Annotated in this window: 23 protein-coding genes and 1 pseudogene; 11 read left to right on the forward strand and 13 right to left on the reverse strand. The window is 70.9% G+C overall.

Going from position 1 to position 21,442, the window contains the following annotated elements; all coding sequences use genetic code 11:
* Positions 1-18: 18 nt before the first annotated feature.
* The 3 genes from ACQEVJ_RS32555 (at position 19) to rocD (ending at position 2,632) form a co-directional block, all read left to right on the forward strand.
* A complete protein-coding gene (locus ACQEVJ_RS32555) occupies positions 19-468 on the forward strand; it encodes an Lrp/AsnC family transcriptional regulator (RefSeq protein WP_030506266.1) in 450 nt (149 codons plus the stop codon).
* Between the two features lie 107 nt (positions 469-575).
* Complete coding sequence (gene ddaH, locus ACQEVJ_RS32560; RefSeq protein ID WP_433107734.1) at positions 576-1,430, forward strand: dimethylargininase; 855 nt, start codon at positions 576-578, stop codon at positions 1,428-1,430.
* Positions 1,427-2,632, forward strand: a complete 1,206-nt coding sequence (gene rocD, locus ACQEVJ_RS32565) for an ornithine--oxo-acid transaminase (protein WP_433107736.1) — start codon at positions 1,427-1,429, stop codon at positions 2,630-2,632. Before ddaH ends, rocD begins: the two co-directional genes overlap by 4 nt.
* Here rocD and ACQEVJ_RS32570 read toward each other — a convergent pair.
* A complete protein-coding gene (locus ACQEVJ_RS32570; protein WP_433107738.1) occupies positions 2,601-4,184 on the reverse strand; it encodes an alkaline phosphatase D family protein in 1,584 nt (527 codons plus the stop codon). The two genes, rocD and ACQEVJ_RS32570, sit on opposite strands and share 32 nt — an antisense overlap.
* 273 nt (positions 4,185-4,457) lie before the next feature.
* On the opposite strand from ACQEVJ_RS32570, the gene ACQEVJ_RS32575 reads away from it, so the two are divergent.
* On the forward strand, positions 4,458-5,765 hold the full coding sequence (locus ACQEVJ_RS32575) for a Glu/Leu/Phe/Val family dehydrogenase (RefSeq protein WP_433107740.1): 1,308 nt from the start codon (positions 4,458-4,460) through the stop codon (positions 5,763-5,765).
* 69 nt (positions 5,766-5,834) lie between these two features.
* On the opposite strand, the gene ACQEVJ_RS32580 is transcribed toward ACQEVJ_RS32575, so the two are convergent.
* From ACQEVJ_RS32580 to ACQEVJ_RS32590, 3 genes are read right to left on the reverse strand one after another with little or no spacing between them, the layout of a single operon-like run.
* On the reverse strand, positions 5,835-6,725 hold the full coding sequence (locus ACQEVJ_RS32580) for a Gfo/Idh/MocA family protein (protein ID WP_433107742.1): 891 nt from the start codon (positions 6,723-6,725) through the stop codon (positions 5,835-5,837).
* A 34-nt stretch (positions 6,726-6,759) separates the two neighbouring features.
* Entirely contained in the window at positions 6,760-7,689 is a 930-nt protein-coding gene (locus ACQEVJ_RS32585; RefSeq protein WP_433107744.1) for an NAD-dependent epimerase/dehydratase family protein, read from the reverse strand.
* Between the two features lie 10 nt (positions 7,690-7,699).
* Entirely contained in the window at positions 7,700-8,047 is a 348-nt protein-coding gene (locus ACQEVJ_RS32590) for a YrdB family protein (RefSeq protein ID WP_433107746.1), read from the reverse strand.
* A 112-nt stretch (positions 8,048-8,159) separates the two neighbouring features.
* Between ACQEVJ_RS32590 and ACQEVJ_RS32595 the strand changes: the two genes are divergently transcribed.
* From ACQEVJ_RS32595 to ACQEVJ_RS32605, 3 genes are all read left to right on the forward strand, one after another.
* Entirely contained in the window at positions 8,160-8,858 is a 699-nt protein-coding gene (locus ACQEVJ_RS32595; protein WP_433107748.1) for a TetR/AcrR family transcriptional regulator, read from the forward strand.
* 89 nt (positions 8,859-8,947) lie between these two features.
* A complete protein-coding gene (locus tag ACQEVJ_RS32600; protein WP_433107750.1) occupies positions 8,948-9,598 on the forward strand; it encodes a type IV toxin-antitoxin system AbiEi family antitoxin domain-containing protein in 651 nt (216 codons plus the stop codon).
* 44 nt (positions 9,599-9,642) lie between these two features.
* Positions 9,643-10,485 carry a nucleotidyl transferase AbiEii/AbiGii toxin family protein gene (locus tag ACQEVJ_RS32605; protein ID WP_433107752.1) on the forward strand — a complete coding sequence of 281 codons (843 nt, stop codon included), beginning with the start codon at positions 9,643-9,645 and terminating at the stop codon, positions 10,483-10,485.
* Between the two features lie 103 nt (positions 10,486-10,588).
* On the opposite strand, the gene ACQEVJ_RS32610 is transcribed toward ACQEVJ_RS32605, so the two are convergent.
* The 5 genes from ACQEVJ_RS32610 to leuA all read right to left on the reverse strand — a co-directional run bounded on the left by ACQEVJ_RS32610 (position 10,589) and on the right by leuA (position 15,642).
* Complete coding sequence (locus ACQEVJ_RS32610) at positions 10,589-11,128, reverse strand: MarR family winged helix-turn-helix transcriptional regulator (RefSeq protein WP_433107754.1); 540 nt, start codon at positions 11,126-11,128, stop codon at positions 10,589-10,591.
* Between the two features lie 11 nt (positions 11,129-11,139).
* Entirely contained in the window at positions 11,140-12,771 is a 1,632-nt protein-coding gene (locus ACQEVJ_RS32615; RefSeq protein WP_433107756.1) for an FUSC family protein, read from the reverse strand.
* 135 nt (positions 12,772-12,906) lie between these two features.
* Positions 12,907-13,317, reverse strand: coding sequence for a type II toxin-antitoxin system VapC family toxin (locus tag ACQEVJ_RS32620; RefSeq protein WP_433107758.1), 411 nt, complete (start codon positions 13,315-13,317; stop codon positions 12,907-12,909).
* Positions 13,314-13,607, reverse strand: coding sequence for a type II toxin-antitoxin system Phd/YefM family antitoxin (locus ACQEVJ_RS32625; RefSeq protein ID WP_433107760.1), 294 nt, complete (start codon positions 13,605-13,607; stop codon positions 13,314-13,316). Before ACQEVJ_RS32625 ends, ACQEVJ_RS32620 begins: the two co-directional genes overlap by 4 nt.
* Positions 13,608-13,917: 310 nt before the next feature.
* Positions 13,918-15,642 carry a 2-isopropylmalate synthase gene (leuA, locus tag ACQEVJ_RS32630; protein ID WP_433107762.1) on the reverse strand — a complete coding sequence of 575 codons (1,725 nt, stop codon included), beginning with the start codon at positions 15,640-15,642 and terminating at the stop codon, positions 13,918-13,920.
* A 278-nt stretch (positions 15,643-15,920) separates the two neighbouring features.
* Here leuA and ACQEVJ_RS32635 point away from each other — a divergent pair, with 278 nt between their 5' ends.
* The 3 genes from ACQEVJ_RS32635 to ACQEVJ_RS32645 all read left to right on the forward strand — a co-directional run bounded on the left by ACQEVJ_RS32635 (position 15,921) and on the right by ACQEVJ_RS32645 (position 18,488).
* Entirely contained in the window at positions 15,921-16,166 is a 246-nt protein-coding gene (locus tag ACQEVJ_RS32635; RefSeq protein WP_433107764.1) for a DUF2630 family protein, read from the forward strand.
* A gap of 75 nt (positions 16,167-16,241) precedes the next feature.
* Positions 16,242-17,294: a GNAT family N-acetyltransferase gene (locus ACQEVJ_RS32640; protein ID WP_433107766.1), complete on the forward strand. Its 1,053-nt coding sequence runs from the start codon at positions 16,242-16,244 to the stop codon at positions 17,292-17,294.
* Between the two features lie 147 nt (positions 17,295-17,441).
* Positions 17,442-18,488 carry an alpha/beta fold hydrolase gene (locus tag ACQEVJ_RS32645; protein ID WP_433107768.1) on the forward strand — a complete coding sequence of 349 codons (1,047 nt, stop codon included), beginning with the start codon at positions 17,442-17,444 and terminating at the stop codon, positions 18,486-18,488.
* A gap of 79 nt (positions 18,489-18,567) precedes the next feature.
* On the opposite strand, the gene ACQEVJ_RS32650 is transcribed toward ACQEVJ_RS32645, so the two are convergent.
* The 3 genes from ACQEVJ_RS32650 to ACQEVJ_RS32660 all read right to left on the reverse strand — a co-directional run bounded on the left by ACQEVJ_RS32650 (position 18,568) and on the right by ACQEVJ_RS32660 (position 20,995).
* On the reverse strand, positions 18,568-19,521 hold the full coding sequence (locus ACQEVJ_RS32650) for a hypothetical protein (RefSeq protein WP_433107770.1): 954 nt from the start codon (positions 19,519-19,521) through the stop codon (positions 18,568-18,570).
* A gap of 14 nt (positions 19,522-19,535) precedes the next feature.
* Positions 19,536-20,111 (reverse strand): SgcJ/EcaC family oxidoreductase, encoded by a 576-nt coding sequence (locus ACQEVJ_RS32655; RefSeq protein WP_433107772.1) that lies wholly within the window; start codon positions 20,109-20,111, stop codon positions 19,536-19,538.
* Between the two features lie 74 nt (positions 20,112-20,185).
* A complete protein-coding gene (locus ACQEVJ_RS32660; RefSeq protein WP_433113101.1) occupies positions 20,186-20,995 on the reverse strand; it encodes an RNA polymerase subunit sigma-70 in 810 nt (269 codons plus the stop codon).
* Here ACQEVJ_RS32660 and ACQEVJ_RS32665 point away from each other — a divergent pair.
* Positions 20,946-21,200 carry a hypothetical protein gene (locus ACQEVJ_RS32665; protein ID WP_433113104.1) on the forward strand — a complete coding sequence of 85 codons (255 nt, stop codon included), beginning with the start codon at positions 20,946-20,948 and terminating at the stop codon, positions 21,198-21,200. The genes ACQEVJ_RS32660 and ACQEVJ_RS32665 overlap by 50 nt on opposite strands.
* On the opposite strand, the pseudogene ACQEVJ_RS32670 reads toward ACQEVJ_RS32665, so the two are convergent.
* Positions 21,116-21,328 (reverse strand): annotated as a pseudogene (locus ACQEVJ_RS32670) (sigma factor); the annotation flags it as partial. The gene ACQEVJ_RS32665 and the pseudogene ACQEVJ_RS32670 sit on opposite strands and share 85 nt — an antisense overlap.
* Between the last annotated feature and the right edge of the window lie 114 nt (positions 21,329-21,442).

Here is a 21,442-nt window from a genome sequence, read left to right on the forward strand (position 1 = left end):
CACATGTATACAGACCACGTGAGGTTGGACGAGCTTGATCGCGCCATTATCCGGGCCCTCGTCGAGGACGCCCGAGCGACGTACGCCGAGATAGGCGCTCAAGTGGGGCTGTCGGCTCCGGCCGTGAAGAGGCGGGTCGACCGGCTCATCGCCAGCGGCGCGATCACCGGCTTCAGCGCCCGGGTGGAGCCGTCGGCCCTCGGCTGGACCACCGAGGCGTACGTCGAGCTGTACTGCCGGGGCAAGACCTCACCAGCGGAGATCGGCATGGCCGTGTCCCGGCACCCGGAGGTCGTCTCGGCCTGCACGGTCACCGGCGAGGCCGACGCGCTGCTGCACATCCGCGCGACCGACGTGCGGCACGTCGAGCGGGTGATCGAACGCCTGGCGGCCGAGCCGTTCGTGGTCCGCACCAAGAGCTCGATCGTGCTGTCGCGGCTGATTAACGGATCGCTGCAAAACGGGTGAAGGACGCAACCGATCCACAGGTGATCGCAACGCGGGCGCATTGGATTGTCGCGTTCCGATTCCTACGCTGAAGTCCCGTTCACCCGGTTTCCCACTTGGAGTCGACGATGACACTCGCGCCAGCCACCGAGACCACGGAAAGTGGTCGTTCGGGTACGGCCCGGCATTTCCTGATGTGCCGGCCCGAGTTCTTCACGGTCTCGTATTCCATCAACCCGTGGATGCACCCCGAGAAGGGCGCGGACACGGCCAGGGCGTTGCGGCAGTGGGAGAGCCTCCGGCAGGCGTACGAAGGGCTCGGCCACCGCGTCGACGTGATCGACCCCATCGAGGGTCTGCCGGACATGGTGTTCGCCGCGAACGGCGCGCTCATCGTGGACGGACGGGTCTACGGGGCCAGGTTCGCCCACCCGGAACGCGCCGCCGAGGGCCCCGCCTACCTGCGGTGGTTCACCGAGCGGGGATACGAGACACTGGAGGCGTCCTTCACCAACGAGGGCGAGGGCGACTACCTGACGCTCGACGAGATGATCCTGGCCGGGACGGGCTTCCGCACCGACGTGGCGGCGCACATGGAGGCCCAGGAGTTCCTCGGCCGGCCGGTCGTCACGCTGCGACTCGTCGACCCGAGGTACTACCACCTCGACACCGCACTGTTTGCGCTGGACGGCCACAACGTGGCGTACTATCCGGAGGCGTTCAGCGAGGGCAGCAGGAAGGTGCTGCGGCGGCTGTTCCCCGACGCCGTGATCGCCACGTCCGCGGACGCGGAGGTGCTGGGCCTCAACGCGGTGAGCGACGGCCGCAACGTCGTCGTCAACGCCGAGGCGACCGGGCTGACCCTGGAACTCAAACGCCGTGGCTTCGAGGTCGTCCCGGTGGACCTCGGCGAGCTGCGCAAGGCCGGCGGCGGTCCCAAGTGCTGCACCCTCGAGATCCGGCCGAACAGGGAGATTCGATGAACAGCGAGGAACTGATCAGGCTCAGCGAGAGCCACAGCGCGCACAACTACCACCCGCTGCCCGTCGTGATCAGCTCCGCCGAGGGCGCCTGGGTCACCGACGTGGAGGGCAAGCGGTATCTCGACTGCCTGGCCGGCTACTCCTCACTGAACTTCGGCCACGGCAATCCCGCGATCCTCGCGGCGGCCCGCGAGCAGCTCGACCGGCTGACGCTGACCAGCCGGGCGTTCTACCACGACCGGTTCGCCGCGTTCGTGACCGGCCTTTCCGAGCTGTGCGGCAAGGACATGGTCCTGCCGATGAACACCGGCGCGGAGGCCGTCGAGACGGCCATCAAGGTCGCCCGCAAGTGGGGTTACGAGGTCAAGGGCGTCGCCCCCGACCAGGCCAACATCGTCGTGATGGAGGACAACTTCCACGGCCGCACCACGACCATCGTGGGCTTCTCCACCGACCCCGAATCCCGGGAGGGCTTCGGCCCCTTCTCCCCCGGCTTCCGGATCGTCAAGTACGGCTCCGCCGAGGCGGTCAGGGAGGCGATCGACGAGAACACGGTGGCCGTGCTGCTGGAGCCGATCCAGGGCGAGGCCGGCGTGCTGGTCCCGCCGGACGGCTACCTGGCCGCGGTCCGGGAGATCTGCACCGACAACAACGTGCTGTTCGTGGCCGACGAGATCCAGTCGGGCCTCGGCCGCACCGGGGACACGTTCGCCTGCGACCACGAGCGCGTCGTCCCCGACCTGTACGTCCTGGGCAAGGCCCTCGGCGGCGGCGTGGTCCCGGTCTCCGCGGTCGTCGCGAACGCCGACGTCATGGGCGTGATCGGGCCCGGCCAGCACGGCTCCACCTTCGGTGGCAACCCGCTGGCGTGCGCCGTCGGCGACGCGGTGACCGGCCTGTTGCGGACCGGCGAGTATCAGGCCAAGGCCCGCGAGCTCGGCGCGTTCCTGCACGCGCGCCTGGCGGACCTCGGCTCCGGCGTGGTGGCGGTGCGCGGGCGCGGGCTGTGGGCGGGCATCGACATCGATCCCTCGCTCGGCACCGGACGGCAGATCAGCGAGGCGCTCATGCGCCGCGGCGTGCTCGTCAAGGACACGCACGGCTCGACGATCCGCCTCGCGCCGCCCCTCGTCGTCTCCCGGGACGACCTGGCCTGGGCGGTGGACCAGCTCAGCGCGGTGCTGCGGGAGGCTCGGGCCTGATCCGCACGGTGTCGTGGTCGCCGGCGTCGGTGAACCACGTCACCGTGGCCTCCCCGGGCGCCAGGTCGATGGCGGTCATCATGTTGGGGAACCAAGGTCCCTTGCTGATCCGCCACCGCAGCGGCGCCCGGGGAATGCCGCCGGCCCTGGCCAGCACCCCGCCGAGCACGCCCGCCAGCCCGAACGACGCCACGATGTTGGCGAAGCGCAGCGTGCGGCTCAGCGGGTTGCGGATCGGCGAGCAGACGATCTGGTGGACGCGCCCGCCGCCCCGGCGCCGTACGGACGCCATGTAGGAGTAGTGGACGTCGCCCGACAGCAGCAGGACGGACGCGGGCGGCCTGCCCCGGTCGCCCGAGGCGACCTCCAGCACCACCCGCGCGAGTTCCTCGAACGACCGGCGGAAGGCCCCCCAGTGCTCCAGGTCGAGAAACTGCCGTACCCGCTCGCCCCACCTCGCCGCTCTGCGGCCCCAAATGCCGTCGCAGACCGCCTCGTTCCAGCTCTCGACGTGGTGGATCCCCGCGGGCAGCAGGATCGGCAGCGAGGACCCGACGATCAGGTGGGCGAAGTCGCCTGTGGCGTGCTTGTCGAACCAGTCCCACTCCCCGGGGTCGAGCATCCGCCGGCGTCCCGGCTCCAGCACCCGGGCGCTGCGGCTGTCCAGCACGATCAGCCGGGTGTCGCCCAGGTCCCTGTGGTAGCTCCAGCGCATCGAGTCGGCCTCCCGGTCGGCCCGCCGGGCGAAGGCGTCGAGCGCCTCGTCGCCGCCGCCCGCCCGCAGCGCGGCGAGCACGGGATCGGCCGCCCTCTCGTCCGGAGGCAGGTTGCCCAGGTGCTGGTAGATGTAGTACGACCCGAGCGCCGAGACGATGCGCCGCTCCCACCAGGGCACCTCGGCCATCTGCTCGCGCCAGACGTTCGAGGTGTTCCAGTCGTCCCTGACGTCGTGGTCATCGAAGATCATCATGGTGGGGACCGTGGCCATCAGCCAGCGGACCGGAGGGTCGGACCACGCCTGGCGGTACAGCTCGGCGTACTCCTCGAAGTCGACGACCTCCTCGGGTCCTTCGTCCCTGCGCCCGGCGATGAACTCCTTCATGTCCGGGGTGAGCTCGTCGGCGTACACCTGGTCGCCGAGCAGCAGGATCAGGTCGGGCCGCTCGTCCGGCGACTCCATCAGGCGCAGGCCGTACGCCCGCAGGACGTCCGGGCCGTGCGTGCGCACGTACGGCTCCTCGTGCGGGACGCTGGTGCGGCAGGAACCGAAGACCAGCCGATCGAGGCTGGTCAGCGGGCGGATCACGCTCGGCGGCAGGCCCTCTTCCGGCCACACCCGCCGGTCGTCGAGCTCCACCTCGTAGGCCACCGGGCCCTCGATGCCGACGTCCAGCAGGGCGTAGTGGTGGCCGTGCACGGTGAAGGTGCGCTCCTCCGAGCAGGCGTCACCGGCCCGCACGCGGACCGTGCAGGGCTCGGAGGTCTCCACCCAGACGGTCGCGGCGTCCGCGTCCACGTGTCGCAGCAGCGGGCCCAGCACAAGTTCCGGCACATCCCATGTCTACTTGCAAACCCTGCCTACTGCAAAAGGATGGCAAAGCGCCATTTGCGCCCGTCCGCCCACCGCCGCTCACGGTGCGCGCGCCACCTATGCGCCAGAACGGCGAAATCCCGCCCGGCGATCTCCTTATTGGCCCATACCGCGACCATGCGGCGCACGGTTTGATCCAGGTGTCGCTCCTCACGGTCCGCCTTCCGCGGTCGTCAACGTCGACGGCACGCGGGGTCCGGGGGACGGCCACCCTTCCGACAGGAGAACAACAGAATGACCATCACGGACTTCCCGACAACGGCGTCGGGGGTTCGGTCGCCGATCCCCGACCTCCATGCCCCCTCACCGGGTGAGCGCGCCCTCGCCGCCGCCCGCTTCCAGCTCGCCGAGGCGTCCCGCTTCCTCGGCCTCGACGACGGCATGCACCACATGCTCGCCACGCCCCGCCGCTCGCTGACGGTCTCCGTGCCCGTACGGCGCGAGGACGGCCGCCTTGAGGTGGTGCAGGGCCACCGCGTGCAGCACAACCTGTCGCGCGGCCCGGCCAAGGGCGGCATCCGCTTCCACCCCGCGACCGACCTCGCCGAGGTCACCGCCCTCGCCATGTGGATGACGTGGAAGTGCGCCCTCGTCGGCATCCCGTACGGCGGCGCCAAGGGCGGCGTCGCGGTGGACCCGGCCGCGCTGACCCCCCGCGAGCTCGAACGCGTCACCCGGCGCTACGTCAACGAGATCCTGCCGCTCATCGGCCCGGAGAAGGACATCCCCGCGCCCGACGTGGGCACCGACGAGCAGACCATGGCCTGGATCATGGACACCTACAGCGCGAACGCGGGCTACTCGGTCCCGGGCGTGGTGACCGGCAAGCCCACGGCGCTCGGCGGCTCGCTGGGCCGCGCGGGCGCGACCTCGCGCGGGGTGCAGATCGCCGCGCTGCAGGCGCTGACGCGCTCCCCCGAGGGCGCGACCGTGGCGGTGCAGGGCTTCGGCAAGGTGGGCGCTCTCGCCGCGCAGTATCTCGCCGACGCCGGCTGCCGTGTCGTGGCCGTCTCCGACGCGGGCGGCGCTGTCGTCCGGTCCTCCGGCCTCGACGTCGCCGCGCTGCGCGCCCACGCCGCCGAGACCGGGTCGGTCCACGGCTACCGCGACGCCGACCCGCTCTCCCGCGACGAGCTGCTGGAGCTCGACGTGGACGTGCTAGTGCCGGCCGCGCTCGAAGGCGTGATCACGGCGGACAACGCGCCGCGCGTACGGGCCCGCCTGGTCGTGGAGGGCGCCAACGGGCCGACCACGCCCGAGGCCGACCTGATCCTGGCCGGCAACGGAGCCACGGTGGTGCCCGACATCCTGGCCAACGCCGGCGGGGTGATCGTGTCCTACCTGGAGTGGGTGCAGAACACCCAGGCGTACTCCTGGAGCGCCGGAGAGGTCGAGGTGAAGCTCCGCGACCTCATGGAGAACGCCTACCGGGCGGTCGCGGAACTGGCCGCCGAGCGCGGCCTCACGCTCCGCCAGGCCGCCCACGCGATCGGGGTGGGACGGGTGGCCGAGGCCCACCGGATGCGGGGCCTCTACCCCTGACGTCCCTGACGTCCCTCTGAGACGGCGACGAAGGCCGCCTCCCGGGAATATGCGGCTTCCGGGAGGCGGTCAGGCCGTCGCGGCCGTCACGATCTGTTCGCACAGCTCGTGGGTCAGCAGGGCGTCGTCGGCCGTGAGGATCCGCCCCTCCCGGACCGCGGCGAGGAACTCCCGGCAGATCTGCTCGATGCCGCGCTGCCGCGTCGCCGGGACCCAGTCGCCGCGCCTCGTGAGGGTCTCGCCTCCGCCGAGGTCCACCACGTCGCCGAGGTTGACGACCCGCCGCTTCCCGCCGCCGCCCATGACCTCGCAGGTCTCCTCGGCCGCGCCGCTGGTGCGGCTCATCACGCCGACGGCGGTGAACCCGTCGCCGCCGAGCGTCAGCACCACGTGTTCGAGCAGGCCGTCCCGCACCCTGGTCCTGATCGCGGTGTCGGTGACCGGCCCGGGGGCGAGGAAGCGCAGTGTGTCGGCCACGTGGACGAAGTCGTCGAAGACCATGGTCCGCGGATCGCCGGGCAGGTCCTGCCGGTTCTTCTGCATCACGATCACGTCGCGCGGCAGATCGCGCAGGGCCGCGTACGCGGGGGCGTGCCTGCGGTTGAATCCGACCATCAGCGACCTGCCCCGCTCGCGTGCCAGCCGTACGAGCCCGGCGGAGGCGGCGGCGTCGTAGGCGAGCGGCTTGTCCACATAGACGTGCACGCCCGCCTCAAGCAGCGTGGTCACGATGGGGACGTGCGCGGCGGTGGCCGCGTGCACGAAGGCCGCGTCGATCCCGGCCTCGGCGAGGCCGTCCACGGAGATGAAGCGCGCGCCGATCCGGTAGGCGTCGCCGAGCCGGTCGAGAGCCGCCCGGTCGCGGGTGCACAGCAGCGGCTCGATGCCCGGCGTCGCCGCCAGCACCGGCAGGTACGCCTTCTCCGCGATGTCTCCCAGGCCGATGATCCCGACTTTCATGCCGAGGAGACTATCGCCGTCCTTCCGGCGGTTCTCACCGCCCCCGCCACCACGCCACGGTCTCCTTCACCCCGTCCTCGACCGGCGTCGGCGCGAACCCGAGGACCGCCTGGGAGTCGGAGGAGTCGAGCACGTACGGCCGGTCGAACTGATAGCGGGTCTCCCCCAGCTCCCGCATGAACGGCGATACGAGGCCCCCCGCCTTCAGCATCCACGCCGGCAGCCGCCGCAGGCGCGGCGCCGGGACGCCCCCGGCCTCGCACACCATCTCGGCGTACTGCCGCATCGTCACGGGCGGCGCGGTCGGGACGTGCCAGGGCCGGCCCCACGCGCGCTCCTCCTCCGCGGCCGCCGCCAGCGCCCGCACCACATCGGGCAGGTACGTCCAGCTGTGCGGGATGTCGGGGTCGCTCAGCACGATGGCGGGCTTGCCCGCGAGCAGCGGCTTCAGGAGCCGCGGCCCCAGGTATGACTGGTCGGACGACCGCGGCCCGTAGTAGTCCGAGCCGCGTACCTCGGTGACCCGCACCCGGCCGGCTTCGTGGGCGGCCCGCATCTCCTCCCACATCCGCGCCCTGACCATGCCCTTCGTGCCCGTCGCGGCGAGCGGCAGATCCTCGGTCATCGGCCCGTCCACCGGGCCGTAGCCGTACAGGTTGCCCAGCGTGACCAGGACGGCTCCGGACGACTCGGCGGCGGCCAGCAGCGCGCCCGCGATCGGCGGCCAGTCCAGGGGCCACCGGTGATAGCGCGGATTGGCGCAGTTGTAGAGCGCGTCGGCCCCCTCGGTGAGCCGCCGCATGACGGCGGCGTCGCCCGCGTCCGCGGCGACCGGCGAGATTCCCGGACGCTTCGGGCCGGAGCCCGAGCGGGTGACGAGGGTCACCTCGTTCCCGCGCTCCGCCAGCGTCTCGGCGAGCCCGCCGCCGACCTGTCCCGCTCCGACGATCACATGCCTGCCCATCACTCCTCCTTCAGACCTGATCCGTCAGCAGCCGCAGCACGCCGTCCACGACGTACACGACCGCGAACACGACACCCGCGGTGACGAGCCCGGAGGCCGCCAGCGCGGCCGCCCCCGCCCCGAACCACACAACCTCGAAGGCGGCACGGGCGATCCCGTGCAACTGGTGGGGCGCCTTGCCGCCCGCCATGAACAACCCCCAGAGCGTGGCGAACACGGCCGGCCCACCCAGCCCCAGCAGGATCCTGACCAGAACGTTCGCCTCCAGGGTGAACCCCCAGTAGCCCAACGAGATCAGCACGCCCAGTTCCAGGAAGAACATCGTCGCGGCGACCAGTCCCTTGGTCACGGTGAGCATCGGCACTCCTTGTGTTCCCCGCTCTGTTACGAGAGCAATGCTCTCCCATAGGAGCGATATTCGTCAAGAGCATTGCTCTCTAATCGCTCGGGTGCTCTGTTAACCTGGCCGCATGAACGCGAGCAGGACCGCGCGGGAGCGGGTGAGAGCGGAGCTGATCAGGGAGATCACGGACATCGCCCGGCGACATCTGACGACCGAGGGGGCCGCGGGCCTGTCCCTGAGAGCGGTGGCCCGGGAGATGGGGATGGTCTCCTCGGCGATCTACCGATACTTCCCCAGCCGCGACGACCTGCTGACCGCGCTGATCATCGACGGGTACAACGCGATCGGGGAGGCCGTCGAGCGCGCCGACGCCGCCCGCGCCCGCGACGACTTCACCGGGCGCTGGCTCGCCGTCTGCCGTGCCGTACGCGAGTGGGCCCTGGCCCATCCGCACGAGTACGCCCTGCTGTACGGCTCACCCGTGCCGGGCTACCGGGCCCCGGACGACACCATCGCGCCCGCCTTGCGGGACACGGCCGTGTTCGGGCGGATCGTCGCCGACGCCCACCGCGCGGGCAGACTCGTCCCTCCCCCGATCTGCCCGCCGCCGCCCGCGATCCTGGCGGAGGACGCCGAGGCCGTACGGTCGCTCATACCGGACGCGCCGGACGACGTGATCACGCGGGCGATCGCCGCCTGGACGGGCCTGTTCGGGATGGTCAGCTTCGAGCTCTTCGGCCAGTTCAACAACACGATCACCCACCGTGCCGAGCTGTTCGAGCACAACATGACCTGCCTGGCCCACTTCGTCGGCTTGTCCGAGTAGGCGGCACGACCCGGCCCGCCCGAGCGACGCCTTCCTCGGCACGAACGTCTCACATATGAGACAGTCGTGCCATGGGCCTTGCTGGTGCAATGAGCAGCCTCGCGTCCCTCACGGAGGCACAGTACGGCTTGGTGACGACCCGCCAAGCGGAACTGAGCGGTGCACACCGTCGCGATCTGAGCCGTCTGGTACAGGCCGGAGTCCTCGAACACATGGCTCACGGCGTCTACCGCGTGGCCGGCGCGCCCCGCCCCTGCCTGACGGAGCTGCGCGCCGCCTGGCTCCAGCTCGCCCCCGAACTCGAGACGGACCAGCGCGAAGTCACCCACGGCGTCGTCTCGCACAGCAGTGCAGCCCTCATGTACGAGGTAGGACTTCTCGACCCTCTGCGGTGGGAATTCATCATCCCGCCACCACGCCGTTTCCGAACCCGGCGACAGGATGTGACCATTCACCGCGCGCGACTCACCGCCGGTGATGTCAAATGGGTCGACGGACTCCTCGTGACCACCCCGCTCCGGACGGTGATCGACCTGGCATCCCTCCGTTTCGACGGCGGTCATCTGGGCCTCGTTGTGGCGGACATGCTGGAACGGGATCTCGCCCACCCGGGCGATCTCTCCGTGGCTCTGGCCCCCTATGCTGCGGCCTACGGGCTGCCCGGTACGACCGGTCGGGAGTTTCTTGAGCACCTGACCGATCGACAAGGACAGCGGACTTCACATGCAGCTCATCGGTGATGAGGTTTCCCTACACCTCCTCACGCGCTTTCGGTGCCGCCATCATGGACCACCTCAAGAAGGGCTTGGGCGATTCGCCGTACTCGATGAGCCAACGACGCCGCCAGTTCGCCTACGACCGGCTACTCGCCCGCCTCTTCACAAGCGATGAGAACGGTTGGATGCTCAAGGGCGGCGTCGCCCTGCTCACCCGTCTCTCGGTAGCCCGCCACTCCGCCGACGTCGACGTTGTGGCCAAGGCCGATTCGGTCGAGGCCGGGTTCGCTGCGTTGTGCACCGCCGCCGAAACGGAACTGAGCGACTTCTTCACCTTTCGCTTCGACCGGCCGCGGTCCCTCGTTCAGGGCGTCGAAGGCATCCGGGTGAGCGTGGAAGCCGGGCTGGGTTCTCGTCGCTTCGAAAGATTCGGGGTCGACCTCGTCACCGGCGCCATCATCACGGGCGAGCCAGAGGTGTCCCCGCCCACTCTCACGCTCGACATCCCGGGTCTGGTCCGGCCGCCGTACCGTCTCTATCCGCTGGCCGACACTGTCGCCGACAAGGTCATGGCGATACTGGAAGACCACAACGGCAGGCCGAGCACCCGGTTTCGCGACCTTGTCGACCTGGTTCTCATCGCGAGATCGCGATCGCTACAGGCGCAGGCGCTCAGCACCGCCCTCACCTCAGAGGCACAGCGCCGCGAATTCCTTCACCGGGCCGAACTCGAAGCGCCGGACGAGGCGATGTGGACAGCCGGCTATGCCACCGTGGTCGCCGACCTTGCCTGGATCGAGGAACGGTCACTCCGCGAAGCGCTGCCCGTGGCCAAGGCCCTGGTCGATCCCGTTCTATCGGGGCGGATCCGCTCGGGAACCTGGGACCCGCTGACGCTGACGTGGAACTGATTTCGCAACTCTTCGGAGTGGCGTACGGCCCTGCGTCCGGAGGGTCGGCCGGGAGATGTCCTGACCGCATCGCTCGGGGGTTCTGCCCGGGGCCGGCTTGCGGTCAGAGCTGGTGGGTGCCGAGGCGTCCTTCCAGCAGGAGGAGCAGCTCGCCGAGCAGGTCTCCCAGCTCCCGTCGCCGGTCGGCGCCCATCGCCGCCAGGAGATCGCTCTCGTAACGCAGCTGCCGCGGCAGGAGCCGGTCGGTGAGCGCGCGGCCCTCGTCGGTGAGCCCGAGGTGGGAGACCCGCCGGTCGCGGTCGTCGGGGCGGCGGCTCACCAGCCCGCGTTCCTCCAGGACCCGCAGCCGCTTGGTGACGGCCGCCCCCGAGGCGAAGGTCTCCCTGGCGATCTGGCCCGGGGTGAGCTCCCGGCCCAGCCGGCGCAGGGCGGCGAGGACGTCGAACTCCGGCCGGGTGAGCCCGTACTCCCTGAGGGGCGCGTCGCCGGCCTGCTGGAGCAGCAACACGCACCGGGTGAGGCGGCCGATCACGGCGATCGGCGCGGTGTCCAGCTCTGGGTGGACACGCCGCCACTGCCGTATCACCTGCGCGACGACGTCCTCTGCGACGCCCTCTGGCGCCTCCTCGGCGATGTCCTCCACGCCCCGATTCCTCAGCCCTGGGTTCGTTCGCAGCCGACTCTATCCCGAGCCGGTGCGGCCAGCCTCGCCAGCAGGCGGTGCCCCTCGTGCTCGGCTCGGGCGACCTGCTCCTCCGGCAGCGCGCGCTGCCACCACTCGCCCGCCGCCACGTCGGCGGCCCGGCGCAGCTCCACCAGGGCGTCGACGAGCATGCCGCGGACCCGCGTGGTCTCCCCGGGCTCATCGGTGCCGACCGCCAGCAGACGCCGGGCAGCCGCCTGGGCATCGGCCACGCGCCGCAGCGCCGCGTCGATCCGCCCGGCGCTGCGGCGGTTGGTCACCAGCAGGCAGCCGAGCAGGCCCGCCGCGACGCCCACGGCCGTGTCCAGCCAGCGGTCGCTGATCAGCCGCCACGCGGGCTGATAACCGGGCAGTTCGGTGAGCAGGAGGGCCATCGGCGTCACGCACACCGTGCCCAGCCAGTAGTTGCGGGTCATCAGCGCCTCGGTGCAGAACTGGAGGGCCAGCGTGAGCAGGATGAGGGCGAGCGCGCCCGTACGGCCGACCGGCAGCAGCGCCGTGAAGACGAGCAGGCCGACCACGCTGCCGAGGGCGCGCTGCAGGGCTCGTTGCCACGACAACGTGGCGTTGGCCTGGAAGACGGACGCGGCCGTGACCACCGCCCAGTACGGGTGGCCGACTCCCGCCGCCAGTGAGACCAGCCCGGCGAGGGTGGACCCGACGGCGACGCGTACGCCGATCGGGAACAGCGGGGAGGCGGGGTGGAGCATGCGCAGGAGGCCAGGCCCGCCTGGCACCGCCCGTTCCAGCGCGATACCCGCGAGCCCGGCGGCCCCCGTCTCACCGAGACCCACCTCGGGCACCTGCCGGTTGCGGCGCACGTCGGCGGCCCAGCCCGCGAAGCGACCCGCCTCGTCGCGGGACACGGCCGGGAGGGACGCCTCCACCCGGGCCAGGAGGCGTTCGAGCGCGTGCCTGCCCGGCCCCTCGGGCGACGGGAGCAGCGTGTGCCAGGCCGCGTTCACCGCCGCCGCCGCGTCGTGCCGGGCGCGGGCGACCGCCGGCCCCTCCGCGTGCGCGAGCCGCACGGCGGCCTCCAGGGCGCGGGCCACCGCCGTGCGCTGAGGTCCTTCGGGCCGTACGAGCGCGGGGGCCATGCAGACCAGCCAGGCGAGCGCCGCGGCGGCCGCGACGAGCGCGAGGTGGAGGGGGATCTCCCCGAGCCGCTGCGGCAGGAACGCGCAGGTCGCGCTCATGAACGTGAAGATCAGGTTGCCCGGCGGGCCGATCCGGGCGGCGTCGCACGCCACCTTGTGCGCGGCGGCCAGCAGCGCAGCCACCAGGACCAGGACGGGGGCCGACCGGGTGAGCCCGGCCGCGGTGAGCGCGACGCCCACGCTGACGACCATGCCCGTCGTCACGCCGAGCAGGGTCCGGGCCCGGACCCGGTACGGCAGGCCGTGCGCGTAGAGGGCGCACATGGCTCCGGCGGAGGTGTAGACGGCCAGGTCCAGGCGGTCCAGCAGGAGGAGGACCGTGTCCGGCACGGCGAGGGTGACGACCGCGCTGAGCGCGTTCTTGTGCCAGACGTCCCCCAGCCCGCCGATCCGGAACACTCCCCGCAACGGCAGCCGCTCTCGCATCGCCGGCCTCATGATCCCCCGTTCTTTCACAAGTGTTTTACCTGTGAAAGATATCAGGCCGCCAAACGCCCCGGCCCCGCCACCGCAGGCTCTGCGGCGAGCACGGTCGAGGATGCGATCGGAGGGAATCCCGCCCTATCCGAGCCTGGTCCTGCTCAAGCCGGGTGCGGCGACGGGAAGGCCCGCCTCTTCGGCCGCCGCGAGCAGTCGCGTGTCGTAGGCCACAAACCAGTCGAGAGCCCGCTCCAGCACCTGCGCGGCGGACAGGTGAAGAGCGTCGAGGGTCCGCAGCCGGGACGGCCCGATCTCTGCGGCCGCGTCGAGGAGCGGGGTGTCCACGGGCAGCGTCCTCAGCCGGGCCAGTAACGCCTTCGCCCTGGAGACGGCCTGAGGTCCGGCCACCCGCACCGCCCGGATCACCTCGGTCCGGGCCAGCTCACAGGCGACCACCGCCCCGGCCTGTGCCGCCAGCCACTTTTCGAGCGCCGCCGTCTCCTCCTCGCGGACGACCAGCTTGACCAGGGCGGAAGAGTCCAGGTAGATCACCCTTCCTCCGCCCTGAGTTCCGCCAGCACCTCGCTGGGCAGAAGCGTGCCGGGTTCCGGGGGCAGGGCATGCCAGGCGGCCCAGTCGATCTCCACCTCGGGCAGCTTCATGCGGCCCTCCGCGACGAGCCGGTCCGTGACGACACGATCGTGCGGCAGTGCGGTGAGCTGCGCCACCGGCCGCCCCCTCTCCGTGATCTCAACCGTGCTTCCCGCCTGGACCAGTTCCAGATAGTGCGCGAGCCGATCGCGCAGTTCCCGTACTCCCACGCTGACGACCTCATCCGCCATAACCGCAGGCTATCCGAAGCGGTCCCACCACTCAGTCAACGGTACGCTACTTTCCGTAAGCGTACCGCTGTCCCAGCCGGTGTACCTGTCGGCGGAGCACGTGCTGGAGACCGTTCGCCAGCCGGAGGGATGTCCGCGACAACAGGGATGAGACATGCGAAAGGCGGCAGTCGGGGATCTCCCGGTTGCCGCCTTTCGCGTGTTCACGAGAGCCTTGTGGGCTGCTCAGGGCATGCGCTTGCGATTTTGTGCAAGGTCACGGGCAGTGAGAGCGCAGGTCCTGCCTCATCACTGCGAAGTTCAGGGGATGTCAGGCGCGGGTGGCGCGGTTGACGGCGGAGATGATGGCCTTGAGCGAGGCGCTCGTCGTGTTCGCGTCGATGCCGACGCCCCACAGGACCTGCGTGCCGTTCGGCCCGCCGACCTCGCACTCCACGTACGACGCCGCCTTGGCGTCGGCGCCCGCGCTCATCGCGTGCTCGGTGTAGTCGAGGACCCGCACCGGCACCCCGATGTTCTCCAGCGCGTCGCAGAAGGCCGAGATGGGGCCGTTGCCGACGCCGTCGATCTCCCGGATCTGGCCGTCGACCCGCACGTCGGCGCTGATCGCGTCCTTGTCGTCCACGGTGGAGGTGTGCCGGTGGGCCAGCAGGCCCAGGCGGCCCCAGGCCCGGGACGGGTTGGGCAGGTACTCGTCGGAGAACGAGTCCCACATCTCGGCCGCGGTGACCTCGCCGCCCTCGGCGTCCGTACGGGCCTGGATGACGCGGGAGAACTCGATCTGCAGACGGCGCGGCAGGTCGAGCTGGTGGTCGGCCTTCATGATGTAGGCGACGCCGCCCTTGCCCGACTGGCTGTTGACGCGGATCACGGCCTCGTACGTGCGGCCGATGTCCTTGGGGTCGATCGGCAGGTACGGCACGGCCCAGGTGAACTCGTCGACCGGCACGCCGGCGGCGGCAGCGTCGCGCTCCAGGTGCTCGAGGCCCTTCTTGATGGCGTCCTGGTGGGAGCCGGAGAAGGCCGTGTAGACCAGCTCGCCGCCCCACGGGTGGCGGGGGTGCACGGGCAGCTGGTTGCAGTGCTCGACCACGCGCCGGATCTCGTCCATGTCCGAGAAGTCGATCTCCGGGTCGATGCCCTGGGAGAACAGGTTCATGCCCAGCGTGACCAGGCAGACGTTGCCGGTCCGCTCGCCGTTGCCGAACAGGCAGCCCTCGATGCGGTCGGCGCCGGCCATGTAGCCCAGCTCGGCGGCGGCGACGGCGGTGCCGCGGTCGTTGTGCGGGTGCAGGGACAGCACGATCGAGTCCCGGTACGCCAGGTTGCGGTGCATCCACTCGATCTGGTCGGCGTACACGTTGGGGGTGGCCATCTCGACCGTCGCCGGCAGGTTGACGATCACCTTGCGGTCGGGGGTCGGCTGCCACACGTCGTTGACGGCGTTGCAGACCTCGACGGCGTACTCCAGCTCGGTGCCGGTGAAGGACTCGGGCGAGTACTGGAAGTAGATCTCCGTGCCCTCCATCTCGGCCGCCAGCTTCTTGCACAGCTTGGCGCCCTCGACGGCGATCGCGGTGATGCCGTCCCTGTCCTGGCCGAAGACGACCCGGCGCTGGAGGGTGGAGGTGGAGTTGTACAGGTGGACGATCGCCTGGCGGGCGCCGCGCAGCGCCTCGAAGGTCCGCTCGATCAGCTCGGGCCGGGCCTGCGTCAGCACCTGGATGACCACGTCGGAGGGGATGCGCTCCTCTTCGATGATCTGGCGGACGAAGTCGTAGTCGGTCTGCGACGCCGCCGGGAAGCCGACCTCGATCTCCTTGTAGCCCATCCGGACCAGCAGGTCGAACATCTTCAGCTTGCGGTCGGAGTCCATCGGGTCGATCAGCGCCTGGTTGCCGTCGCGCAGGTCCACAGCGCACCAGCGGGGCGCCTCGGTGATGACCTTGCCGGGCCAGGTGCGGTCGGCCAGCCGTACGGGCTCGAACGGCGTATAGCGGTGGAACGGCATGGGGCTGGGCTGCTGCTCATTCATGGTTGCTCCTCGTCGGGCGCACGGCGAGCCCCGGGCACGACGTTGCCGTCGATTCTTTGGGAAAGGGGCGCCGTTGGATGAAACCAGGGCGGCCGACGCGCATGCCTCTCGCACCGCGGCGAGGGAGCCGGCCTCTTACAGGCCCTCGCCGCGGCGGATAAGAAGGAGTCCGCGCAGCATGCCAAGCAGACTAGCAGACGCTCTCAACCGGGTGAGACGCCCGATCACATTTCGAGACGGAGCACCAGGTTAGGGTGACTCGTGACGAAGGAGGTCACATGAAGGACGACGAGATCCTGAAGCGGATCAGCGACCTGGTCGACGAGGAGCACTCCCTGCGCGAGCGGCTGGTCGCGGGCGAGCTGACCTCGCAGGAGGAGCACGGCAGGATCGCCTCGCTGGAAGAGCAGCTCGACCGCTGCTGGGACCTGCTGCGCCAGCGCCGCGCCCGGCGCGACGTGGGCGAGGACCCCGACTTCGCCTCCCCCCGCCCGGTCAACGAGGTCGAGGACTACATGCAATAGGGCCCTCACCTACCGCCGTTCCACGATGTGAAAATCAGTCGCGCCCCTGACAAGGTGTGCGGAATTCTTGTCGGCATGCAAATGAAGCGCGTCGCCCCCATCGGAAACGACGCCGAGCAGGGAGAAGACGACCCGGACGGCCCGGCAGGCCATTCCCCTCTGGCCGGTCTGTACGAAATCGCGCGGGCATGCGACCATCCGGGGCCTGCGATGTCGTGGCGGCACTTCGCGGCGAGCGTCCGGAGCGGGCCCGGCGGCGAGCGGGCCGAGGCGTGGGCGGCGTGCGACGGCGGCCAGACCTCCGGCGACCACATCGCCGGCAGCCAAGTCGTCGGCGGCTACATCCTCCACTTCCCCCAGGACGACAACACCCACCTCGCCCTGCTCCGGCTGATGACGCATCCGGGCCGCCGGCGCGAGGGAATCGGCGTCGCGCTGCTCGACCACGCCGTCGGCCGCGCGCGTGCCGAGGGCAGGCGCGTGCTGATCGCCGAGGCCCCCACGGACGGTCCGGGCACACCATTCGCCAAAGACCGCGGATTCTCCCCGGCCTCCACCGAGACCCGCCTGGTGCTCGACCTGCGTACGGCCGGCTGGTCCGGCCTCGAACTCCTCCGGGCCCGGGCCGTACGGCACGCCACGGGCTACTCGCTCGAACGGTGGGCCGGGCCGACCCCCGACGACCTGCTCGGCGACATGGCCCGTCTGGCGGAGGGCATGAACGACGAGCCGCTGGGCGACCTCGCGATGGAGGACCAGCGGTGGACCGCCGACCGCGTGCGCGCCCGCGAGGAGATGCTCGCGCAGGCGGGCCAGCGGACGTACACGATGATCGCCCGGCACACGACCAGCGGAGAGCCGGCGGGGTTCACCCAGGTCGTGGTGGACGCCGAACGGCCGGAGGGATGGGCCCGTCAGGGCGCGACCACCGTCCTCGCGCCGCACCGCGGCCGTCGGCTCGGCCTGGTGCTCAAGCTCGCCAACATCACCTGGTTCCGCGCCTGTGAGCCGTCCGTCGAGCGTGTGATCACGTGGAACTCCGTCGCGAACCCGCACATGCTGTCGATCAACGAGGCGATGGGCTTCGAGGTCTTCGACACCTGGCACCAGTGGCAGCTCGACATCTGACTACGGGTACGGCCGCGCTTTTCAAGCGTCATTGATCTGGTGACCGAATTCGCTGTACGAATAGCGGAGTCAAGGTGATCCAAGACGCGACCGCCGCTCTCGTCCCTCCTGAGGGAATCATCGAAGAGCCGGCGCAAGTGGAGTGTGATGAACCGCTCGAACCGCAACAGGGGGATCATCGTCAAGGCGCTGGCCGGGCTCGTTTCAGGAGCGATCGCCGGGGCCGCCATGAGCGCCGTCTACCAGATCTACGGAGCCCGGCGTGATCGCCGCCGGTTTCCTCCCCCCGGACGGATGGTCGACGTCGGCGGCCGCCGGATCCACCTGTGGACCGCGGGCACAGGCTCGCCGACCGTCGTGATCGTGCCCGGACTGGGCGAGCCGGGTTTGAACTGGGCCGCGCTGTTACCCGAACTGGCGGTGGAGTCGTCGGTCGTGCTGTACGACCGTGCCGGACTCGGGTGGAGCGATCCGTCTCCGTGGGCGGCGACGGCGTCGGGAGCCGCCCGCGACCTGCGGCGCGCGCTGGACAAGGCGGGGATCGCTCCGCCGTACGTTCTCGTGGGGCATTCAGCCGGGGGGAACATCGTCCGGCTGTTCGCAGCCGAAAGGCCCGACGCCGTGGCGGCGGTCGTCCTCGTCGATTCCAGCCATCCCGAGCAGATCCGCCTGCTGCATCGGACGAGAGTCGCCATCGCTCGAGAGATGCTGCGCTCGCGCCTGACGCCGCTGGGGCTTCGGCGCCTGGCCTTCGCCGCCGGATGGAGCGACCGCGCCCGCCGCGAAGCCGAGGCCCGGCGCCTGCCGTCAAAGCTTCTCTCCACCAGGATCGCCTTCGACCTCAGCGACCGGCAACGCCGCGCGGAGCTGCGTGAGGCGGCGGCCGCGATCACCGTCAACCCCGTGCAGGTCCGCCGCCGAGCGCCGAGCCTGGGGGCGATTCCGCTCACGGTCGTCTCTTCCAGCCCCGACGAACCGCCGGGCACCGACATGAAGGCGGTCACCGAACAGCGCCGCTTCTACTCCGTCTGGTCTCCGCTCCAGGCCGACCTGGTACGGCTGTCCTCGAACGCCGAACACGTCGTCGCGGAGCACGCGGGGCATCACATCCACCGGGACCGGCCGGAGCTGGTCGTCAAGGTGATACTCGACCACGTTCGGCGAAGCCGGATCGAGTCCGGGCGCGATGGTTGACCGGCACATGGTTGACCGGCACCGCGATGGTTGGCCGGCACGGTGCGCGAGCCGGCCGCGAGAACCGTTGCGGTGCCGGTCAGGCGCTCACGGCTCCGGTTCTCCGGCGGCGGAGACGACGACCGTGACGGCGCCACCAGGCGCGTAGCCAAAGCAGTTGAGTCGTCGCCAGGAGCGTCAGGACCACCACGGCGTCCACCGCCTCCGACGGGCCGCTTGGGGAGATCAAGGTCTGCGCCGCCCGGACCACCAGGGTCACCGTCACAGGAAGAGTGATGGTCGCGAAGACGCCGAGGCAGGCGAGCGTCCCGCCCACCAGCACCATTCCGTAGACGACCAGCCAGCGGCGCTCGCGGCGACTCACTTGGGCGATCGGGCCGGGGCGCCCCCGCCCCAGCAGTCGCGTCAGCCCGTGCCGGAGATAGGCGACGACGTCGCCGTACATGTTGCGGCAGCCCGTCAGATCCTGCAGCACGAAGTACAGGTCGGTGCGCATGAACACGCACGCCTGGGTGGCCAGCATGGCCATGCCGGTGAGCAGCGCGATCGAGTACGCCGGATGCGGACCCGTCAGGACACTGAGAATCACGCACACCGCGCACAGGGCGATGTCCACCGCCATTCCGGAGAGGTACACGGTGAGCCGCACCCGGCGCGGTGCCAGCCAGATGCCCGAGACATCGGTCTGCACCGCCAGGAACTGAAGCCTCGTGCCGAAGGCGACCCGTCCGGGAACCCCTGCCGCGCGAGCGGTCACCAGATGCGCCAGCTCGTGGACGAAGAGCATCAACCAGCCGATCGCGATCTGCGTGAACAGCACGGCCGCCCCGCTCGGGCTCCACAGGATCGCGCGCCAGTTCGGCAGCAACGCGGGCTGCCTGACCAGCAGGATCACCCCGGCCGCGATCAGCGCCGCGACACAGATGTGCAGGACGGGATTCAGCGTCCACCGGACGCTGTCCGGACGTAACCAGGGAAAAGTCGGACGCGGCGGATCCGGCGCCGGGACGGGCCTGCCGTCGATGGCCGCCACCAGCCCCGAGTCCGTCAGACCTCGCGCACCGCCTCGGCGCCGCGGTGCTGCAGCGGTTCGTCGTGCTCGTAGGAGACGACGTCGCCGGCGATGCCGGCCATGAGGCCGTCCAGGTCCTTGGCGGCGGTGCCGGCGAACCACCGGCGGTGCAGTTCACGCACCTCCTCCTCGGCCGCTCCGGAGCCGGCGTCCGGCTCGGCGTACGGGAACGAGTGGTGCTCGTGGGCGACCACCCATCGGCCGTCCTGCCTGCGCAGGCCGAGCGTCAACCGCAGGCGCGTCCGCGGGTTCGCCGCGAGCTCTTCCGGGCTGCCGCAGCGCAACAGGGCATGGGCGAACGCGACGTCCTCCCCCGCGGTCACGTCCAGCGACTCGATCTCGAAGCAGGCGCCCTGCGCCTGCCAGGCGAAGAAGGGCGGCCACGTCTCGCGGTAGTCGTCCAGGCCGCGCACGCCCTCGTACGGCGGCGGCACGTCGAACATCACGATGTCGTCGGCGTGGTCGGCGACCACCCCGTCGATGTCGCCGCGGTGGACCGCCTCGGCCCAGCGCTCGATCAGGTCGCGGATCCGCTCGTGGTCGTCGGTCATCGGTCGCTCGGTCCTTCCGGGTTGGCGTGCTGATGTCTCCTGTCAGCACCTACAACCCGCGCCGACCGCCGAACTCATCGCTCTGCCGTCGCCTCGGCGGGTATCAGTTCCGCCGGCAGGCCGAAGGCCGGCAGGTGGGCGTCCAGGAACGAGACCACCTCGGCGATCAGCGGTCCGCGCAGCGCGAGCAGGTCCAGGCCGGCGGCGGCGTAGACGCCGCGGGCGTCGTCCCAGAGGTACGTGCCGAACGCGACCTGCCCGTTCACCCGCGCCGGCAGGAAGCGCCAGCGCCGGTTCCGCGCGGTCTCCAGCAGGAAGCCGCGGATGCCGTCGTGCCCGTGATACCAGGCCGTCAGCGGCGGCATCGAGTACTTCGCGTCGTGGGTCAGCATCGCCACGATGGCGTCCACATCCGCGGCCTCCCACGCGGCGGCGTAGCGCCGGGCCGTCTCCCGCCACGCCGGTTCGCCGAGCAGGCCGAGGGTCCGCTGCTGGGTGGTCGGCGGGGCCAGGCGGCCGAGCGTGCCGCGGGCCCGCTGCAGCGCGCTGTTGACCGCGGCGACGGTCGTCTCCAGCAGGCCGGCGACCTCGCCGGCGCCGTAGCCGAGGACGTCGCGCAGCAGCAGCACGGCCCGCTGCCGCGCAGGCAGGTGCTGCAACGCGGCGACGAAGGCCAGCTCCACGCTCTCCCGCGCCACGACGCGGGCCTCCGGACCCAGCTCCGCCGTCCAGCTCATCAGCCGGTCGGGGAACGGCTCGACCCACGCCGCCTCGGCCGCCGGCACGCCTCCCGGGCTCAGGTCGGCGGGCAGCTCGCGCCGCCCGCGCCGCTCGATGAGCGTCAGCGACCTGTTCGTCGCGATCGCGAACAGCCAGGGCCGCACGGAGCCGCGGTTCCCAGATTCAGGGTTCTCAGATCCAGGGTTCTCGAATCCGGGGTTCTCGAATCCAGGGTTCTCGAATCCAGGGTTCTCGAATCCAGGGTTCTCGAATCCGGGGTCCTTGAACCGCGGCAGGGCACGCCACGCCCGGTCCAACGTGTCCTGGACGACGTCCTCCGCGTCGTGCACCGATCCCAGCATCCGGTAGCAGTGCGCGCGCAACTCGTCCCGCAACGGCCCGACCAGGCGCCCGAAGGCGTCGCCGTCACCCGAGCGGGCCGCGGCCAGCAGTTCGGCGCCGGACCGCCCCGTCCGGTCGATCCGTTCCTCACCCATCCCCCCATCCTGCCCCGGCTCGGGGCGGTGGCGCCGGGGACGGGAGGAAGCGGTCGGCCGTGCGCAGTGCCGGGTGCGGACGGCCCCCACCGCCCGGGCGGCGCGGAGCCTCCG

The sequence above is a fragment of the Microbispora sp. CA-102843 genome (genome assembly GCF_050936215.1).
Lineage (GTDB): Bacteria > Actinomycetota > Actinomycetes > Streptosporangiales > Streptosporangiaceae > Microbispora.